Genomic DNA, 17,107 nt, shown 5'->3' on the forward strand with positions numbered 1-17,107 from the left:
CCGACCGGCGGGAGCCGATCTCGGCGACCAGAAGCGGGTGATGACGCCGGGGCAGGCGCGCGCGGCGGGTATCGACCACGTCGTGGTCGGCCGGCCGATCACGGGGGCTGCCGACCCCCGCGCCGTGGCGCAGGCGATCGTCGCCGAGATGGCGTGACAGAGGGAGTTTCGGGAATGGCGCGCGGCTACTGGATCGTTCGGGTCGATGTGCACGACCCCGAGGCCTACAAGGAGTACGCGGCGGCGAACGGCGCGGCCTTCGAGGAGTTCGGCGGTCGCTTCCTGGTGCGCGGCGGCCCTTTCGAGGCGGTCTCCGGCACGTCGCGTGCCCGCAACGTGGTGATCGAGTTCGCGAGCTACGCCCAGGCGCTCGCCTGCTGGAACTCCAGAACCTACCAGGACGCCCGCGCCAAGCAGCGCGGCGCTGAATCCGACATTGTCATCATCGAGGGCTATGACGGTCCGCAGCCGACGGCGTGAGAAGGCTCGTGCGAGCAGGCCGACGGAAATCTGCGCGGTTCCTGTTTTCGTATGATGTTCTCGGATAACCGGAATCCGCCTGCCTGCAGGACGCGTCAAAGTCCCGAGTAGCGGCTGCGGCGAGCTTGAATCGGCTGAGTCGCCTCCGGCGGTGGCTCAGGAGCCACCGGCTCTGGTTTCGGTGCCGTCGGCTTGAGCTTGCCAACCTGCTCGATCGCGACACCGACATACTCGCCGCGGCGCCAGGCCAGCTTGACCGAACAGAGGAAGTCGCGGCCGAGCACCCTGAAGCGAAAGCTTTCGGGGAGGGCGCAATGGCTCGGCACGCCGAGCCGCGCGCCGGATTTCGAGATGTCCTTGACCGTGCAGGGAATCTCGGTGCCGTCGGCAAGATGGATCATTGCGATCCAATTGGTGTCCCGACGTTCTTCGGCGCGCGGAATCATGGCAATCGGGACGCCCAGGTTGCGATCCACTGATTTTGCCAATTCAATCCTAGGAATACGTAAACGTAAGATTGTACGCCCCGTTCGGCACCCGTGGGGCTGGCACTTCGGGGTGCATGGCCCATTCGGCGCTGGTGGTGCGAGGGTCTGATTCTGGTCAGCGGTTCTCTACGTCCCGTCCTCGGCGGGCGGATGTCGCGCGTACCGATGCACTTGCGTATGCCGAGAGCCGGTGAAGTGCGACCCGGATGTCGATCTCGACACCGATACGGCGATCGTGATGCGCTTTTTGGAGACGGCACGCGGAATCGAGCTTCTGCGCGGCGAGGCCGTCTTCGATGTCGGTGCGGATCCGGAACGCCCCTCCGTCGTCAGGTGCGGCAGCGTGAGCGCACGCACTGTCGGAACGCGCATCCCGGGGGAGGCCGTCGGCGACGGTGAGCCTGGGCATTGCTCCGCCGTGTCCCCGGCAAGGCTGCTGCCTGACAACCGGCGTCCGGCGCCGCTTCGTTGCAGGATGCTATCGCGTGGCCGCAATCGAAGCGCTACGTTCGCCGCCATGTCGGCATGGAGACTGCAGTCGGGCAGGGGGCGACGTGATCGGTGACAGGCTCGCATCGCGTCTCGTCGCGTTCGTCACGGCCGGGCTGCTCGCGTGGCTCGGGGCCGCCACGACCGTTTTGGCGCGTGCCCGCGTGACCGAGGCGACCTACGCGGCGGCGGCCGAAGCGCTGATCGAGCCGTATCTCCAGTCGGGCCTGTTCTCGGGCACGATCCTGGTGGCGAAGGACGGCAAGCCGGTGTTTCGCCGGGCCTACGGTCTGGCCAGCCGCGAATGGAACGCGGCGAACACCCTCGACACGCATTTCCGCATCGGCTCGCTCACCAAGTCCTTCACCGCGGCGGCGGTCCTGAAGCTCGCCGAGGCCGGCAGGCTCGGCCTGGACGACCGCATCCGCCAGTGCGTGCCAGGCGCTCCGGCCTCCTGGGACCGTGTGACCCTGCGGCATCTCCTCGGCCACACCTCGGGTATCATCAACTACACGGCGCTACCCGACTACTATGCGAAAATCTCACGATTGGAGCGCCCGCCGCAAGAGATCGTGGCCCTCGTCGAGGCCGAGCCGCTGTTGTTCGAGCCGGGCACGCGGATGGAATACAGCAACACCGGCTACGTGTTGCTCGGTATGGCGATCGAGGCGGCATCGGGCGAGCCCTATGCCCGCTACCTGCGCGAGGCGATCCTGACGCCGCTGGGGCTCAAGGAGACCGGCTACGACGATGCCAGCACGGTGCTGCCGCGGCGCGCCGCCGGGTACCGCTTCGGTCAGGCGCAGTGGCGCAACGCACCGCCGATGGCCTCCAGCGTCGCCTATGCTGCCGGTGGGCTGTACTCGACCGTCGACGACCTGCTCGCTTGGAGCCGAGCCCTGCTTGGCGGGAAGCTCATCTCGGCTGCCTCGCTTGCCGCGACGGTGGACGATGGCGGCCGCGGTTACGGGTTCGGCTGGTATGTCGGCCGGGCGCACGAGCGGCGGGTGTGGTCGCATGGCGGCGCCGTCTCCGGCTTCCTGTCGATGATCGACCACTATCCCGATGACGCGCTCGACGTGATCGTACTCGCCAACAACGAGAACGCCCCGGTCCAGAAGATTTCGCGCGAACTCTCGGCACTCTGGTTCGGCGTACTCGATCCGCCCGATTCGATCGTGCTGGAGGACCTCATCCTCGACCGCTACGCCGGCACCTACCGGCTCGGGCCCCGGTTCTTCCTGACGCTCACCCGCGAGCACGGCCGGCTCCTCTCGAAGGGGACGTCAGGGCCGCCGGTCCTGTTCCTGCCCGAGAGCGACCGGACCTTCGTCGCGCCGGCGATCGATGCGCGCATCACCATCGACACCGAGCCGGACGGGCGCCCCAACGGGCTCGTCTACCATCAAGGCGCCCGTGACCGCATCGCGCCGCGGACCAGCCCGGAGGAGGCTGCCCGGATCCTGGCCGAGCCGCGTCCGCTCCACCGCGAGATCTCCATCGACCGCTCCCGCCTGCGCCGGCTGACCGGTCGCTACGAGATCGGCCCGACCGTCGTGATGAGCGTGACCCTGGAGAACGGACGCCTCTATGCCCAGGCGACCGGCCAGCCGCGCAACGAGCTGTTTCCGGAAAGCGAACGGGAATTCTTCCTCAGGACCGTCGACGCACAGCTCAGCTTCGATCTCGACGGCAACGGGCGCGCCACGGGTCTCGTCCTGCACCAGAACGGGCTCGACACCCCCGCCCCCCGCATCGAGGGCGATCAGGCCTCGACGCGAAAGCCGGGTCGATCGCAGACTCGCTGAAGGGTGGACCGTGTCGTCGGGTGTCGCCATCGTGCACGAACGCGGCTACAACAGTGCGCCGCGAGCAGCACCCGGGCGAACCGAGGCCTCGAGAAAAACGTCTTATCGCACAACGGCTTGCCGTAGGCTGCGACAGGTTGGCCTAAAGTCCACCTTGATTTGACGCACCGGCTGGCCTTGTCTGCCGCCGAATGCTGCCGAAGAGCACCATGGAGGAACACCGATGAACAAGCCGGAATTTTTGGCCGACGCCAAGACCAAGTCGCCCTTCTCGGCGCGCTACGAGAACTTCATCGGCGGCCAGTGGGTCGCCCCCGTCGCCGGACGCTACTTCGAGAACACCTCGCCGATCACCGGCAAGGTCATCTGCGAGATCGCCCGCTCCGACGCGCAGGACGTCGACAAGGCGCTCGACGCCGCGCATGCCGCCAAGGATTCCTGGGGCCGCACCGCCCCGGCCCAGCGCGCCCGCATCCTCAACCTGATCGCCGACCGGATGGAGGAGAACCTCGATCTGATCGCGCTCGCCGAGACCTGGGACAACGGCAAGCCGATCCGCGAGACCGTCAACGCCGACATCCCGCTCGCCATCGACCATTGGCGCTACTTCGCCGGCTGTCTGCGCGCCCAGGAAGGCTCGATCTCCGAGATCGATCACGACACGGTCGCCTACCACTTCCACGAGCCGCTCGGCGTCGTCGGCCAGATCATCCCGTGGAACTTCCCGATCCTGATGGCGGTGTGGAAGCTCGCCCCGGCGATCGCCGCCGGCAACTGCGTCGTGATCAAGCCCGCCGAGCAGACCCCGGCCTCGCTCCTCGTCGTGATGGAGCTGATCGCCGACATCTTGCCGCCGGGCGTCATCAACGTCGTCAACGGCTTCGGTCTGGAATGCGGCAAGCCGCTGGCCTCTTCGCCGCGCATCGCCAAGATCGCCTTCACCGGTGAGACGACCACGGGTCGCCTCATCATGCAGTACGCCTCGCAGAACCTGATTCCGGTGACGCTCGAGCTCGGCGGCAAGTCGCCGAACATCTTCTTCGCGGACGTCGCGAACGAGGACGACGACTTCTTCGACAAGGCCCTCGAAGGCTTCACGATGTTCGCCCTCAACCAGGGCGAAGTCTGCACCTGCCCGAGCCGCGCGCTCGTGCACGAGTCGATCTACGACCGCTTCATCGAGCGCGCGATCAAGCGCGTCGAGGCGATCACCCAGGGCTCGCCCCTCGATCCGGCGACCATGATCGGCGCGCAGGCTTCTTCGGAGCAGCTCGAGAAGATCCTCAGCTACGTCGACATCGGCAAGCAGGAAGGGGCCGAGTGCCTCACCGGCGGCGGCCGCGGCAACCGCGACGGCGAACTGGCCGACGGCTTCTACATGCAGCCGACGGTGTTCAAGGGTCACAACAAGATGCGGATCTTCCAGGAGGAGATCTTCGGGCCCGTGCTCTCGGTGGCGACCTTCAAGGACGATGCCGACGCCCTCGCGATCGCCAACGACACCCTCTACGGCCTCGGCGCCGGCGTCTGGACCCGCGACGGGACCCGCGCCTACCGCTTCGGCCGCGAGATCCAGGCCGGCCGCGTCTGGACCAACTGCTACCACGCCTACCCGGCCCACGCGGCCTTCGGCGGCTACAAGCAGTCCGGCATCGGCCGCGAGACCCACAAGATGATGCTCGACCATTACCAGCAGACGAAGAACATGCTGGTCTCCTACTCCGCGAAGAAGCTCGGCTTCTTCTAGGAGGTGTGTCCTCCCAAACTTCCGAACCCGGCCGAAAGGCCGGGTTTTTTGTTTGAGCACCTTACTCCCTCTCCCCTCTGCGGGAGAGGGTGGCCCTCGCGTCAGCGAGGGTCGGGAGAGGGAGCGGCGTACCTGGATAGCGCGCTTCCCTCTCCCGACCCGCTTCGCGGGCCGCCCTCCGCCGAACCGGGGGAGGGGGGCAGCATCGTCATGGAATTTCGCGTCAAGAACCTCACATAACGTCGGAACAGCTACGGGAGATCACGCCATGACCGAGACGGTCGCGACGCACGCCGAGACCATCGACCCCGTCACCGCCGAGCAGGCCGACAATGCCGGCACGCCGTTGCGGGTCACCGCGACGCCGGCCGCGCTCGATCTCATCGAGGAGCTCAAGGCCGATTACGGGCCGGTGATGTTCCACCAGTCCGGCGGCTGCTGCGATGGCTCGTCGCCGATGTGCTATCCCGTCGGCGACTTCATCACGAGCGACGGAGACGTGCATCTCGGCCAGGTCGGCGGCGCGGATTTCTTCATCTCGCGCTCGCAGTTCGGGGTCTGGCAGCACACGCACATCATACTCGACGTGGTGCCCGGCCGCGGCGGCATGTTCTCGCTCGAGAACGGCCGCGAAAAGCGCTTCCACATCCGCTCGCGCCTCTTCAGCCAGGCCGAGAACGACGCGCTCGCCGGAACCTGCCGGATCTGAGGCTCAGCCCGGGGGCGTCGTCGCCGTTTCCGCGTCGGCCCGCGGCGCGGCGCCGTCCGTACCCCGCTCCGGCACCGAGGCCTCGGGATAGCGCTTGCGGTACTCGGTGAGGAACGCGCCGAGCGTTTCCGCCGAGGTGGCGCGGCGGGCGGCGTCGCGGAAGGCGGGCGTGCGCGGCGCGTCGCTTCGGGTCAGCAGCGCAAAGGTGCGCGCGTCCGGGCTTTCCGCCATCGGGGCGGCGAACTTCGCCTTCAACCGTTCCAGCCCGAGGCCTTCGCCGGCGAGCCCATAGGCGATACCGGCTCGGATCACGTCGGCGCGCGCCGCGTCGTCCAAAGGTTTGCGACCGCGCCAGACCTCGCCGAGCATGGCCTCGTGCGCCTCGCCGGCCTCACGCCAGCGCCGTGCGCCCCAGAAGATGTCGGCGCGCAGGCGTTCGACGTCGGCACCGCTCTCGCCCTCGATCGTCTCCAGGGCGAGGTCGGTGCGGGTGAGATCGGAGAGCGCACGGGCGCGCAGGAGCGCTCGCGCGCGGCGCAGGTCGTCCCCGAGTGCCGGCTGGTGGGTTTCTTCCAGAACCTTGAGCGCTTCGAGCGGCTTGCCCTCCATCAGCCGGATCGTCGCGAGCCGCGCGGCGACGCTGGCGCGGGCCGGCCCCGTCAGGCGGTGCGCGACCTGATGCTCCAGCAACTCGTCGGCGGATTCGAGCAGGTCGAGGGCCACGAGCCGGTCGGCCAGCCGCCGCACGATCTCGTCGGCGCGCCGCCCGATGGGTGCGAAATCCTTGAAGTCGAAGTAGAGCGCCAGCGCTTCCACGCCGCCGATGGTGGAGGCGCGCTCGCCGAGATACAGGTCCTCGAACAGGGCCTGGGCAGCCTCGTGCATGGTGCGCGATGCGGGGGCGTCCGGCGCGAGGAGATTGGCGCGCCGCGCCGTCACGAAGACCTGCCGCCAGCGCCCGGCCTCGGCATAGAGCCGGCCGAGGGCGCCGAGCGCTTCGTTCTCGGTGGCGCCGCCGTGCCAGGTCAGCACCAGCGTCTCCAGCCGGTCTATCGCGTTCTTGAGAGGGAGCTTGCGCTGTGTCTGCGCCAGCGTCACCGCGCGCAGGGTTGCGGCGGCGGCGACGGGACGCTCCGCCTTGGCGGAAAGCGTGTCATAGGCGTCGAGGGCGGCCGCGACGCCGCCCTTGGCCTCGTCGATGCGGGCGCGGATCAGGGCGACCCGGTCCCGGGTGAGGGCGTCGGCACCCTGGCCGGCGGCGCGGCTGACGCGCAGCGCACCATCCCAGTCGCCAAGCTCGACCGCGGCCTCCGACGCGGCGGCGTAGAGGACGGCTGCGACATCGTCGGGATAGCGATCCAGCACGGACTGGCTCGCGTTCAGGTTCGAATCCGCCGCGCCCCAGCGACCCTGTCTGGCGGCGATGTAGCCGCGCCAGAGCCGCGCCTCGGGATTGCGGGCGAAGCGCTCGGTGGCGAGAATCTTCTCGGCCTCGTCGTAGCGGCCGATCCGGGCCGTCATGATGCCGCGCATCAGCCCCGTCAGCGGCTCGCCGTCGAGCACCGGATCCTCTGCCGAGGCGATGGCGAGCACGCCCAGCGCTTCGATGTCGAGGCTATTGGCCATGAGGGCCTTGGCGAGGGCAAGGCGAGCGGCGCCGCGCCCCGAATGGGACGCGGCTGCGGCGGCGGCGTACCGTTCGCGCAGCATGCTGCCGACGTCGCCGCGCCGTGCCACCGCCCAGACCTCGCGGTCGACGGCGAGGTCACCGGCCTCGGCCACCGGCGGCTCGGCTGCACGCGTGACGCCGGATACGGCGACGCCGCCCTCGCGCTCGATCGCGACGCCATCGATGTCGGGCCGCACCGTGAGGTCGTCGGCGAGCGCCAGCACCGCGAGGCCGACCCGGCTCGGCAGCAGCTCGAAGTCGACGAAGCGCTGGGGCTTCGACACGCCGGCCCGCCGTGCACCGCCCGCCGTCACGACGGCGATGCGTTCCCCGTCGAGGTCGAGCCAGGTGGCGGAGCCCGGATCCGGCAGGCCGACTCCGATTCCGATGCGGCCCCGGCCGCCGGGACTGCGCTTCGCCAGCAGGCTGTCGCTTGGCGCGGCGCCGTCGCCGGCAGCGAGTTCCCAGCCGCGGGGTTCGGTGATCGGCAGCAGGTCGACCAGGCTGCCCGACGGAACGGCGAAGCGCAGCACCGTGACGGGGCCGACCCGCTGCGGCGGTCCCAGCGGAACGAGGCCGCTGCTGCCGGGAGGTGGCACGGTCACGGCGTCAGCGGTCTCGAAGACGAGCGTCGCGATGCCGGCCCGTTCGAACAAGGCGGCCGGTACCGTCTTCGTGAATGGGAAGACCAGGCCGGACCCGGCACGCCGCGGCGGCACTTCGGCGGCGCGGATGTCCGCCTTCGCCGGCTCGGTCCTGCTCGGCTCGGCGGCCGGAGTCTTTGCAGGTACGGCGGCCGGAGCCTTGGCAGGTACGGCAGCCTCGGCATTTTTCATCGCATCAGAAGCAACGTCTTTTGCGACCGTGTCGCCAGAGGGGGCGTCCTTCGCCACGGCGGCCGGCTTAGAGAGGAAGTCGATGACGGCTTCCTCGGCGTCTCGGCCGGTCTCGACGGTGACGCCATCGGCCGGGACGGCGATCAGGCGTGCGCCGGCACCATCGTTCTCGATGCGGATGGTGCCGATCTCCGGCTTGAGGCGACCGCGCGCGGCCCGATCCTCGATCCGCCACGCGCCTGCCAAGGTCAGGCGCGGCCCCTCGTCGGCTTCGTCGAAGGTTGCTTTCGCGTCGCTGGGCAGTTTCAGGCTCACGCGGGTGCGTCCGGGCGCATGGGACACGTCGACTTCGGCGGATTTCGGCTGGGGAGCCGGCTTGCTGGCCCGGAGAGCGGCCTCGGCTTCACGGGCTCGGCGGCCGAGTTCGGCGACGACCTCGGGCGGCAGGGACGGCGGCAGGCCGGCCCAAGTCTCTGGCAGGAGGTCGACGAAGACCTGCTCGCCCGCCTCCTGCAGGTTGACGCGAAAACCCCGTTGGAGGGCGAGGCGCAGGGCGGTGCCGTCGGGGTCGCGCCGCACGATGCTGACGAAATCCGGCATCCCCGCCGCGATCCGCTCCGCCCCCCCGGCGACCGCCTCGCCGAAGCCGAGCGCCAGCACGGTGCCGGACAGGCGCGCCTTGACGGCGACCGGCGTATCGAAGGTCAGAACGATGCGGCCGTAGCCGCCGGGCTGGCTGCCCTTGGCCGAGACGAGGCGGGCGGCTTCGGCCGGGGCGGTGGGGAGACAGGCAGCGAGCAGGGCCGTCAGCGCGACGAGCCGCCGGGCAGGGCGCGTCCTGCCGAGCCGCCTCTCGCCATCGGCTCGCCACCCCATCGCGTCCGTCCGAATTCCCGACCGTCCCGCAACGGGGACCGCCATACGCCACACTCGCTCATGAGTGTCACCGATCGGGGTGAACGCGCGCTTAAACCCCCGCGCTCAGGACGTCTTCACTCAGGGAGTCTTGGCATCGGGCGCCTTGCGGGCGACGAGGCCGGGGATGGTCGTGCCGCTCTCCCCGAAATGCTCGAAGGCGCGCTTGCAGCTCCCGGCCGTGTCCTTCTTGTAGGCCTCGCTGTAGCCCAGCGACTCGACCATCAGCGGACCCTGCTCCAGATCCTTGATGTCGACGCCCATGGCGGCGATGACCTTCCTGAAGCGGTCGTAGTCCGGCTGCGCGTCCGGGCACTCGACGGCGACGAAGCGGATCATGCCGGCGACCTTGGCGGCGCCGTTGCGCTGGCGCTCGACGCGCGGATCGCCCTTGGCCTCGGGGGCCGGAGCCGCCTCCGGCGTGCTCGGCGTTTCGGCGGCTACCGGTCCGGCCTGCGCGACGGCGAGTGCCGCCGCGAGGCATGCGGCGGTCAGGGCATGCTTCATCGTGTTCCTCCCGAAGGGATTTCTTCGCGCGGGCATGGCCTCGCGTTGCCAATCCGTTGCGGGAGGACGCTGCCGTGGTCAACCCAAATGGGGTTGCCTGTTCAGCCCGGGAATCGCTGCCGCCGTCAGCCGCCGAAGGCCGTTGCGCGCGCGAAGGCGGCGGCAAAGCCTGCGAGCGGAATGCTGATCACCGTCGGCTCCTTCGCGTCCGGCTTCATCGCCGAGACGGTCAGGGCCTGCGCGGTCTTCATGGTGTCGGTGGCGAGGGTCGGCAGGCTGATCGGCACGAGGCAGCCGTCGGCGACGCAGAACGAGTAGGGCGCGCCCTTGCCGAGTGTCCGGTCGTCAAGCTTGAAGGTGACGCCCGACTCGATCTGGAGGCCGAACGGCATCAGGATCAGTCCCTCGGCACGGCCGTCCTTCGGCGCGCGCAGCTCGACGCTGAACTGGCGCTTGCCGGTGCGGCGGTCGCCCTGGGACTGGATCACGACGCAATCGGTCTGCGCGCCTTCGCGATTGCAGTTCATGGTCCAGTCGCCATAGGCCTCGCTGACCGAGCGTGCGGCGTTCGGCCATTGGACCTTGGCGTCGGAGGCGGCGGGTTCCAGGAGCGTGCCGTCGCCGGCCGGCTTGGCGGCCGGCGGTTTCTCCGGCTCGACCGGCTTCGTCTCGACTGTCTTGGGCTTGGGCGGCGTCGGCTTCTTCGGGCGGGGCTTCGGCTTGGCGGCGTCCTCGGTTGCAGCCGGTGCTTCCGTCGCGGGGGCTTCGGGCTCCTGCGCCCAGGCGGCCGGCGCTAGCGTCGCGGCTGCGGTCAGTAGGATCGCCTGGAACAGGTGGGAGCGGATCGGAGTCATGGAACGACCTTCAACGACAGCGTGGGCGCCGCCTAGCGTTGCCGCGTGCCGCGCGCAATCGCAGCCGGGCCGAAAGTCTGGTGACGATGCAGGAATGCCGCGCTGACCTTGGAGTTATTCAAGACTGAGCTTGCGCAACTCTCCCGACTTCGCCGATCGGCCGTTCAAAACGTGACTGATGTTGGTGTGTGTCACCGAGCGAGCATTTGGCGCGATCTCCATGTATCGAGAGCGTCGCAGAACCGGAGGACCAACGGCATGGGCGGTATCCACGCATTGTCACCCAAGGACGCGTCGGGTGCACCCCACCCGCTGGCGCAGTACCGCGGGCGCGTGCTGCTCGTCGTGAACACGGCCTCGAAATGCGGGTTCACGCCGCAATACGCGGGGCTGGAAGCGCTCTGGCGGCGTCATCGCGAGGCCGGGCTCGTCGTCCTCGGATTGCCCTGCAACCAGTTCGGCGGCCAGGAGCCGGGCGATGCGGCGGAGATCGCCCGTTTCTGTGCCCTGAGCTACGATGTGACGTTTCCCGTGCTTGCCAAGGTGGAGGTCAACGGGGCGGGGGCCGATCCGCTCTTCGTTCAGCTCAAGCGCGAGCGTCCGGGCCTTCTCGGGTCGGAGGCGATCAAGTGGAATTTCACGAAGTTCCTGGTCGGCCGCGACGGCCGCGCGATCGCCCGGTTCGCGCCGAAGACGAAGCCGGCCGATCTGGAAAAGGCTGTGACCGAGGCGCTGGCCGAGCCGGTGCCGGCGTGAATTTCGCGACTCCGACGAGTGGCGGCCACTGACGCCGGCTGCTAGAGCAGTATCCGATCCGATCGCATCGGGCGAACGGCTCCCGATCCCTGTTATGGCCGGTATTCTTTCTGTGAAACGGTATCGGCGCCGGGTGGCACCCCAGCCCTCCGGCACGCATCTCGGAACAGCGCCCGTTTCATACGGCCTGCGGACAGGACACGGAATGTGACGGCGTACAGCGTCCTCATTGCGGGAGTCACCCTGGCATTGCACCGGCACGGAGACTTTGTTCGCAACGCGGCTGCGGAGTCGGATGCCGACATGCCGAGCGAGTGGCGGCACCGCGCCGCCGTCGCCCTCGCGATCGTGCTCTGGCTCCTGGTGTGGCTCGGCGGCTGGTGGCTCGGCCGAACACTCGAGTCGGGATCCGTCCTGCTGACGACGGTCGGCGCCTTCCTCGGCTGGTGCATCGGTCTCGGGTTCGCGACGCTGGTCCTCTATCTGGACGAACGCCTGTAGCCACAGCCTCTCCGCGCGTGGCGACAGCCGGACATTTCGGAACTGTCCAGCTGTCGGGGCCGTTTGTCGGGCCTGTTCCACAGTTCGGAGAGCATCCATGCGAGCCATCATCCTCGCGGCCGCGACGCTGGCCGCCCTGAGCGGCGCGGCTTCGGCCCAGACCACCATCATCGAGCGCGACGAGCCAGCCGTGATCGTGCGCGATCGACCGGCGGCGGTGATCGAGCGCCGGGAGATCGAGCGGGATCGGCCGCCGATCGGTGGTTGCGAATCGAAGACCGTCACCCGCACCGACGCCGACGGCGAGACCACGACGGTCCGGAAGGAGCGTTGCGATTAAGGAACGCTCGGACGCGTCGGCGGCCCGGGATCGAGCGCCGGCAGCTCGTTCGCCGGCAGGCCGCCGGCGCTGGCCTGCTGGACCGCTCCGGCATCGACGCCGCGGGCGCGGTTGGCGAGAGCGATGGTGAGCTTTTCGGCCGGTTCCGAGCCCATGACGGCCAGGATCTCCGCCATCTTGCGCGGGTTCATGGCCAGGACCAGCGGCACCAGGACGTCGAGGTTGAGCCGGTCGAAGACGCGGCCGGCATCCTTCGGTTTCATCGTTTCGTACATCGTGACGATGCTCTTGAGGCCGGCGCGCTCGGCCTCGGCCTTCTTCGACCCGTTGAGGTCAGCCTTGTCCTCGGCTTGGCGCAGGTCGCCGACGCCGGTCTCCAGCTTCCGCTCGACCTCGCCGAGCATCTTTTCACGGAGGTCCAGTTCGTCGGAGCGCTGCTTGAGGGCGTCACGGCGGGTGGCGAGTTTTTCCAGGATGACGCGCTCCGTCGGCGAGGCCGGCTCCTTCATCACCGGCTGGTAGACCGGCGCCTCGGCGGGTTTTGGCGGCTCTGCGGCATTCTCCTTCGGCGTCACCGAGCCCGTCGTCGTCGGGTCCTGCGGCTCGTAGCCGGTGCGGGCGCTGGAGAGCACACGCGCGAAGTCCGGCAGCGGCGTACCGGGCGGCGGCGGCCCGGAGGGCATGCCGTCGGCGAGCAGGGCCGTCAGCTTCAGGACGAGCAGTCCTATCGCCGCCAGGGTGACGGCGTCGACCAGGCGCAGCTTGATCGGGCGAATCGGCAGCCCTGCGTAATGCTTGAGGCGGCGGACGGGCTTGGGCTGTCGGGGCGGAGCATTCGCCGGCGGCTTCGCTGCACTCATGCGGCCCTGGCCCGCAGCCGATCGAGGGCGCGCTCGGACATGGCCTGCGCGGCGGCGAGCGCCACGTCGAGCCGTTCGCTGGTGGAGACGGTCCGCACCGCTGCGGGCTTCGGCACGGCGACCAACACGGGCTCCGCCTCACGGCGGGGTGCCGGCTTTCCGGCCTGGGCGACGATGGCGCCGATCCGCGCGATCACGCCTTCGCCCGCCGCGACATGGGCGTCGAGCTGGGATGCCGAGCGCTCGGCCGATTCGAGCCGCTCTGTCAGGCCGCGGTCGCATTCGTCGAGGGCCGCGCGCAGTCCGGCGATGGCGCGCTCGGCCGCGGCGCTGGCCGTGACGAGATCGCCGATGGTCCGGCGCATGGCGGACTCGTCGGCCTTCATCCCCGTGATCCGGCGCGACAGCTTCACCGAGGTGAGGATGGTCGCCACGAGCAGGACGGCGACGAGGACGTCGGCGGCGAGGGTGATGAAGAGGGACATGCCGGATCACCCGTCGGAACGGTTGGAGGTCGCGGCCTCGAAGGCCTGCAGGGTCGTGCGAGAGCGGCGCAGGGGCCGGGCGATCTGCACGGCGATGTTGTCGTCGATTCGCCCGATCCGCCCCTGGGTCAGGTGCCAGTCGCCGCAGCGGACCGTGATCAGGTCGGACGCCTTCTGCTCGAACATCAGGGTGTCGCCGACCTTGAGGCCCATCACGCGGCGCAGGGGCAGGGTCATCTCGTGGAGCACGGCGTCCATGGCGACGTCGGCCTGCCAGATCTCGGTGGCGAGGTGGCTTTCCCAGACATGGTCGCGGCCGAGCTTCTCGCCCATGAAGCTCTGCATGAGCAGTTCACGGATCGGCTCGATGGTCGCGTAGGGGAACAGGATCTGCAGTCCGCCGCCGCGGCCGTCCATGTCGAGCTTCAGGTTGATCAGGATCGCGGCGTTGGCCGGCCGCGTGATCGTGGCGAAGCGCGGGTTGGTCTCGATCCGGTCGATGGCGAAGCGCACCGGGGAGAGCGGCTGGAACGACTGCTCCAGGTCCGTCAGGATGATCTCGACGAGACGGCGCACGAGGTTCATCTCGATCGTCGTGAACGGCCGCCCGTCGAGACGGGTCGAGGTGCCGCCGCGCTTGCCGCCGAGCAGCAGGTCGAGGGTCGAGTAGGCGAGGGTCTGCTCGACGGTGACGAGGCCCGAATTCTCCCAGGCATCCGCCCGGAACACGCCGAGCAGCGTGGGCAGCGGGATCGCGTTGAGATAGTCGCCGAACCGGACCGAGGTGATCCCGTCGAGCGAGACCTCGACGTTGTCCTGGAAGAAGTTGCGCAGGCTCGTCGACAGCAACCGGATCATCCGGTCGAAGACGATCTCCAGCATCGGCAGGCGTTCGTACTGGACGACGCCCGAATCGACGATGGCGCGGACACCGCCCGCACCCGAGGCCGAGAGCTCGCGCAGGGAGAAGCCGAGGACCGCGTCGATCTCGTCCTGGACGAGGATGCGGTCGTTGCCGGCGAGCTCGGGGAGGTTCTCGGTCTCCCCGTCCTCGATCATCGTCGCCCATTCGGCGGCGACGTCCCCGGCATTGTTGGTCGTGCCCTGCTCGGCGAGCGCGGCGCCCCATTCCTCGGCGAGCGAGGCGTCGCCACCGCCGGTGCCGAAGCCCTCGTTCTGCTCGATGAGGGCGGCTGCCCAGTCGTCTTCGGGCTCGTCGGGTCCGGCCATGGTGGTCTCGATCGCCTTCTCGCGCGTCTCAGGCCGGAATTACTGGACGACGATGTCCTTGAAGAGCACCGCCTCGGCCTTGGCCGGGTGGATCGCGACGTTGACCCGCCGCAACAGCTCTTCCCGCAGGCGGTAGAGGCCGGCCGAGCCGGCGACGTCGCTGGCGCGCAGCTCGCGCATGTAGGTCTGGAAGGTGTCCTCCACCCGCGGCAGCAGCGGCTTCACCTCCGCCTCGACGCGGCCGTCCTTCAGTTCGAGCGCGACCTTCAGCTTGAGGAAGCCGCCTTTCTGCTGGCCGGGCTCGGGGGTGAGATTCACGATGAGGTCGCGGACTTCGAGAAAGGCCACGCCCATTTTCGGGCCGGCCTCGCCGTGACCGCCGCCGCCATGGGCGTCGGCCGCCGGCGCGCCGTGCGCGTCGCCATGCCCTTCGCCGGCCGCGGCGGGCTTCTTCATCATCATGTAGCCGCCCCCGCCGCCGCCGAGCAGCAGGACGGCGGCAGCGGCGATGATCACGAGCTTCTTCTTCGACTTGGGAGCCGCGGCCGCAGCGCCGTCCTCACCTTCGGGCAGCTTCTTGGGCTTCTTGGCCATGCCGAACGCTCCTGACCCGCACCACGCGACGAGACACGGATCGCGCGAAACGCGACCCCTGGCGTTAAGCTTTCCCGATCGTGGTTAACACACGCTTAAGTACGGCAAAATCTGCCGAGTCGGACTTGCCGACGGCACGGCCTGCGCTGGGGCCGACTGCCTCCGGATTTTGGTTAACCATCTCATCCTGAACGGAAAAACCAAAAATTCGCGTTTGGCACGAGCCCTGCGGAGATGGTCGCGATACCGTTCCTCGGTTGGGGCCTGAGACCATGCAGAACGCGCTCTTCGTCGGGGTTTCCTCCCAGGTGGCGCTCGCCCGTGAGCTCGACGTCATCGCCAACAACATGGCGAACGTCTCCACCACCGGCTTCAAGGCCCGCAACGCCCGCTTCGAGGAGTACTTGATGCCGACGGCCTCGGCCGACAGTTTCATGGGCGCCGACCGGCGCGTCTCCTACGTCATCGACTCGGGGACGCCCCTCGATCTCTCGCAGGGACCGGTCGAGCCCGACGGCAACCCGATGCATGTGGCCGTGAAGGGTGATGCCTTCCTGAGCGTGAAGACGCCGTCCGGCGACCGCTTCACCCGCAACGGCGCCTTCGAGCTCGACGCCCGCGGCACCCTCGTCACCTCGGACGGCTACGCGGTGCAGGGCGATAACGGCCCGATCACGGTCAGCCAGCAGGAGACCGGCCTGAGCATCGCCCCGGACGGCACCGTCTCGACCAATCTCGGCGTCCGCGGGAAAATCCGCCTCGTCACCTTCAAGAATGCGCAGGTCCTCAAGAGCGAGGGCGCCAACCTGTTCTCGTCGACACAGGCCCCGCAGGCCGCCGGGATCGACGGACGCCTGGAGCCCGGCACGCTGGAGCGCTCCAACGTCAAGCCGGTCGTCGAGATGACCCGGCTGATGGACGTCAACCGCACCTATTCCATGATTTCGAGCGTGATCTCGCGCCTCGACGATCTGCGCGGCACGGCGATCCGCCGTCTCGCCGACGTCGCCTGATCCGTAGCGTCTAAGGAGCATCCGCGATGCGCGCCCTCTACGCTGCCGCCACCGGCATGGCGGCCCAGGAACTCAACGTCCAGGTCATCTCGAACAACATCGCGAACTTGCGCACCACCGGCTACAAACGCCAGCAGGTGCATTTCCAGGATCTGCTCTACCAGAACCTGCGCCGCTCCGGCTCCTCGACCTCGGACCAGGGCACCATCCTGCCGGCCGGCCTCGCCCTCGGCTCGGGCGTGAAGACCACTTCGACCGCGCGGGCGATGGGGCAGGGCACCCTGACCTCGACGGAGAAGGACTACGACGTCGCCATCCGCGGCGAGGGCCTGTTCCGCATCCGCAAGCCGGATGGCGGATATGCCTATACACGCGACGGCTCGTTCGATCTCGACGCCCAGGGCAACCTCGTCAGCCGCGACGGCTACCTGCTCGACCCCTCGATCACGGTGCCGAGCACCGCGACCTCGGTGACGATCTCGGCCACAGGCGCCGTCCAGGCGACGATCCCCGGCCAGACCGCGCCGCAGCAGCTCGGGCAGTTCCAGCTCGCGCGGTTCATCAACAAGGTCGGCCTCGAATCGATCGGCGACAACCTGTTTCTGGAGACCGCGGCCTCGGGCCCGGCCATCACCGGCCTGCCGGGCGCAGAGGGCTTCGGCAACCTGCAGCAGAGCTACCTCGAAGAGGCGAACGTCAACGCCGTCACCGAGATCTCCTCGCTGATCGCCGCCCAGCGCGCCTACGAGATGAACTCGAAGGTCGTTACGGCGGCCGACCAGATGCTCTCGACCACCTCCCAGATGTTCCGCGGCTGAGGCTCGTA

General features: G+C 68.9%; 19 protein-coding genes. 11 read left to right on the plus strand and 8 right to left on the minus strand.

What is annotated here, in order from left to right; all coding sequences use genetic code 11:
• Positions 1-157, plus strand: a 157-nt coding sequence (locus MHA02_RS10610; RefSeq protein ID WP_174804664.1) for an orotidine 5'-phosphate decarboxylase / HUMPS family protein, incomplete at its 5' end; no start/stop codon positions are given.
• A 17-nt stretch (positions 158-174) separates the two neighbouring features.
• Positions 175-480: a DUF1330 domain-containing protein gene (locus MHA02_RS10615; protein WP_147078653.1), complete on the plus strand. Its 306-nt coding sequence runs from the start codon at positions 175-177 to the stop codon at positions 478-480.
• Between the two features lie 95 nt (positions 481-575).
• On the opposite strand, the gene MHA02_RS10620 is transcribed toward MHA02_RS10615, so the two are convergent.
• Positions 576-956 (minus strand): PilZ domain-containing protein, encoded by a 381-nt coding sequence (locus MHA02_RS10620; RefSeq protein ID WP_238180361.1) that lies wholly within the window; start codon positions 954-956, stop codon positions 576-578.
• Positions 957-1,158: 202 nt separating this feature from the next.
• On the opposite strand from MHA02_RS10620, the gene MHA02_RS10625 reads away from it, so the two are divergent.
• From MHA02_RS10625 to MHA02_RS10640, 4 genes are all read left to right on the plus strand, one after another.
• Positions 1,159-1,533 carry a FecR domain-containing protein gene (locus tag MHA02_RS10625; protein ID WP_280177980.1) on the plus strand — a complete coding sequence of 125 codons (375 nt, stop codon included), beginning with the start codon at positions 1,159-1,161 and terminating at the stop codon, positions 1,531-1,533.
• A complete protein-coding gene (locus MHA02_RS10630; RefSeq protein WP_147078616.1) occupies positions 1,523-3,265 on the plus strand; it encodes a serine hydrolase in 1,743 nt (580 codons plus the stop codon). The genes MHA02_RS10625 and MHA02_RS10630 overlap by 11 nt, the downstream gene beginning before the upstream one ends.
• A gap of 223 nt (positions 3,266-3,488) precedes the next feature.
• Positions 3,489-5,012, plus strand: coding sequence for an aldehyde dehydrogenase (adh, locus tag MHA02_RS10635; protein WP_147078617.1), 1,524 nt, complete (start codon positions 3,489-3,491; stop codon positions 5,010-5,012).
• A gap of 268 nt (positions 5,013-5,280) precedes the next feature.
• On the plus strand, positions 5,281-5,721 hold the full coding sequence (locus MHA02_RS10640) for a DUF779 domain-containing protein (RefSeq protein WP_147078618.1): 441 nt from the start codon (positions 5,281-5,283) through the stop codon (positions 5,719-5,721).
• A gap of 3 nt (positions 5,722-5,724) precedes the next feature.
• On the opposite strand, the gene MHA02_RS10645 is transcribed toward MHA02_RS10640, so the two are convergent.
• The 3 genes from MHA02_RS10645 to MHA02_RS10655 all read right to left on the minus strand — a co-directional run bounded on the left by MHA02_RS10645 (position 5,725) and on the right by MHA02_RS10655 (position 10,502).
• Positions 5,725-9,102: a hypothetical protein gene (locus tag MHA02_RS10645; RefSeq protein ID WP_147078619.1), complete on the minus strand. Its 3,378-nt coding sequence runs from the start codon at positions 9,100-9,102 to the stop codon at positions 5,725-5,727.
• Between the two features lie 120 nt (positions 9,103-9,222).
• Positions 9,223-9,648, minus strand: coding sequence for a hypothetical protein (locus tag MHA02_RS10650; RefSeq protein ID WP_147078620.1), 426 nt, complete (start codon positions 9,646-9,648; stop codon positions 9,223-9,225).
• A 125-nt stretch (positions 9,649-9,773) separates the two neighbouring features.
• Complete coding sequence (locus tag MHA02_RS10655) at positions 9,774-10,502, minus strand: invasion associated locus B family protein (protein ID WP_147078621.1); 729 nt, start codon at positions 10,500-10,502, stop codon at positions 9,774-9,776.
• 258 nt (positions 10,503-10,760) lie between these two features.
• Here MHA02_RS10655 and MHA02_RS10660 point away from each other — a divergent pair, with 258 nt between their 5' ends.
• The 3 genes from MHA02_RS10660 (at position 10,761) to MHA02_RS10670 (ending at position 12,099) form a co-directional block, all read left to right on the plus strand.
• The gene (locus MHA02_RS10660; protein ID WP_147078622.1) at positions 10,761-11,258 is read left to right on the plus strand and encodes a glutathione peroxidase; all 498 of its coding nucleotides are present in this window, start codon (positions 10,761-10,763) and stop codon (positions 11,256-11,258) included.
• 303 nt (positions 11,259-11,561) lie between these two features.
• Positions 11,562-11,759 carry a hypothetical protein gene (locus MHA02_RS10665; protein WP_147078623.1) on the plus strand — a complete coding sequence of 66 codons (198 nt, stop codon included), beginning with the start codon at positions 11,562-11,564 and terminating at the stop codon, positions 11,757-11,759.
• A 97-nt stretch (positions 11,760-11,856) separates the two neighbouring features.
• Positions 11,857-12,099, plus strand: coding sequence for a hypothetical protein (locus MHA02_RS10670; protein ID WP_147078624.1), 243 nt, complete (start codon positions 11,857-11,859; stop codon positions 12,097-12,099).
• On the opposite strand, the gene MHA02_RS10675 is transcribed toward MHA02_RS10670, so the two are convergent.
• Genes MHA02_RS10675 through fliL form a run of 4 tightly spaced genes read right to left on the minus strand, consistent with a single transcriptional unit; the run spans position 12,096 to position 15,268 of the window.
• Complete coding sequence (locus MHA02_RS10675; protein ID WP_147078625.1) at positions 12,096-12,959, minus strand: MotE family protein; 864 nt, start codon at positions 12,957-12,959, stop codon at positions 12,096-12,098. The genes MHA02_RS10670 and MHA02_RS10675 overlap by 4 nt on opposite strands.
• On the minus strand, positions 12,956-13,444 hold the full coding sequence (locus MHA02_RS10680; RefSeq protein ID WP_147078626.1) for a DUF6468 domain-containing protein: 489 nt from the start codon (positions 13,442-13,444) through the stop codon (positions 12,956-12,958). Before MHA02_RS10680 ends, MHA02_RS10675 begins: the two co-directional genes overlap by 4 nt.
• Positions 13,445-13,450: 6 nt before the next feature.
• On the minus strand, positions 13,451-14,674 hold the full coding sequence (gene fliM / locus MHA02_RS10685; protein ID WP_147078627.1) for a flagellar motor switch protein FliM: 1,224 nt from the start codon (positions 14,672-14,674) through the stop codon (positions 13,451-13,453).
• A gap of 39 nt (positions 14,675-14,713) precedes the next feature.
• The gene (fliL, locus tag MHA02_RS10690) at positions 14,714-15,268 is read right to left on the minus strand and encodes a flagellar basal body-associated protein FliL (protein WP_147078628.1); all 555 of its coding nucleotides are present in this window, start codon (positions 15,266-15,268) and stop codon (positions 14,714-14,716) included.
• A 272-nt stretch (positions 15,269-15,540) separates the two neighbouring features.
• Here fliL and flgF point away from each other — a divergent pair, with 272 nt between their 5' ends.
• Positions 15,541-16,281: a flagellar basal-body rod protein FlgF gene (flgF, locus tag MHA02_RS10695; protein ID WP_147078629.1), complete on the plus strand. Its 741-nt coding sequence runs from the start codon at positions 15,541-15,543 to the stop codon at positions 16,279-16,281.
• Between the two features lie 26 nt (positions 16,282-16,307).
• Positions 16,308-17,099 carry a flagellar basal-body rod protein FlgG gene (gene flgG / locus MHA02_RS10700; RefSeq protein ID WP_147078630.1) on the plus strand — a complete coding sequence of 264 codons (792 nt, stop codon included), beginning with the start codon at positions 16,308-16,310 and terminating at the stop codon, positions 17,097-17,099.
• Positions 17,100-17,107: the final 8 nt, after the last annotated feature.

This window comes from Methylobacterium haplocladii, assembly GCF_007992175.1.
Lineage (GTDB): Bacteria > Pseudomonadota > Alphaproteobacteria > Rhizobiales > Beijerinckiaceae > Methylobacterium > Methylobacterium haplocladii.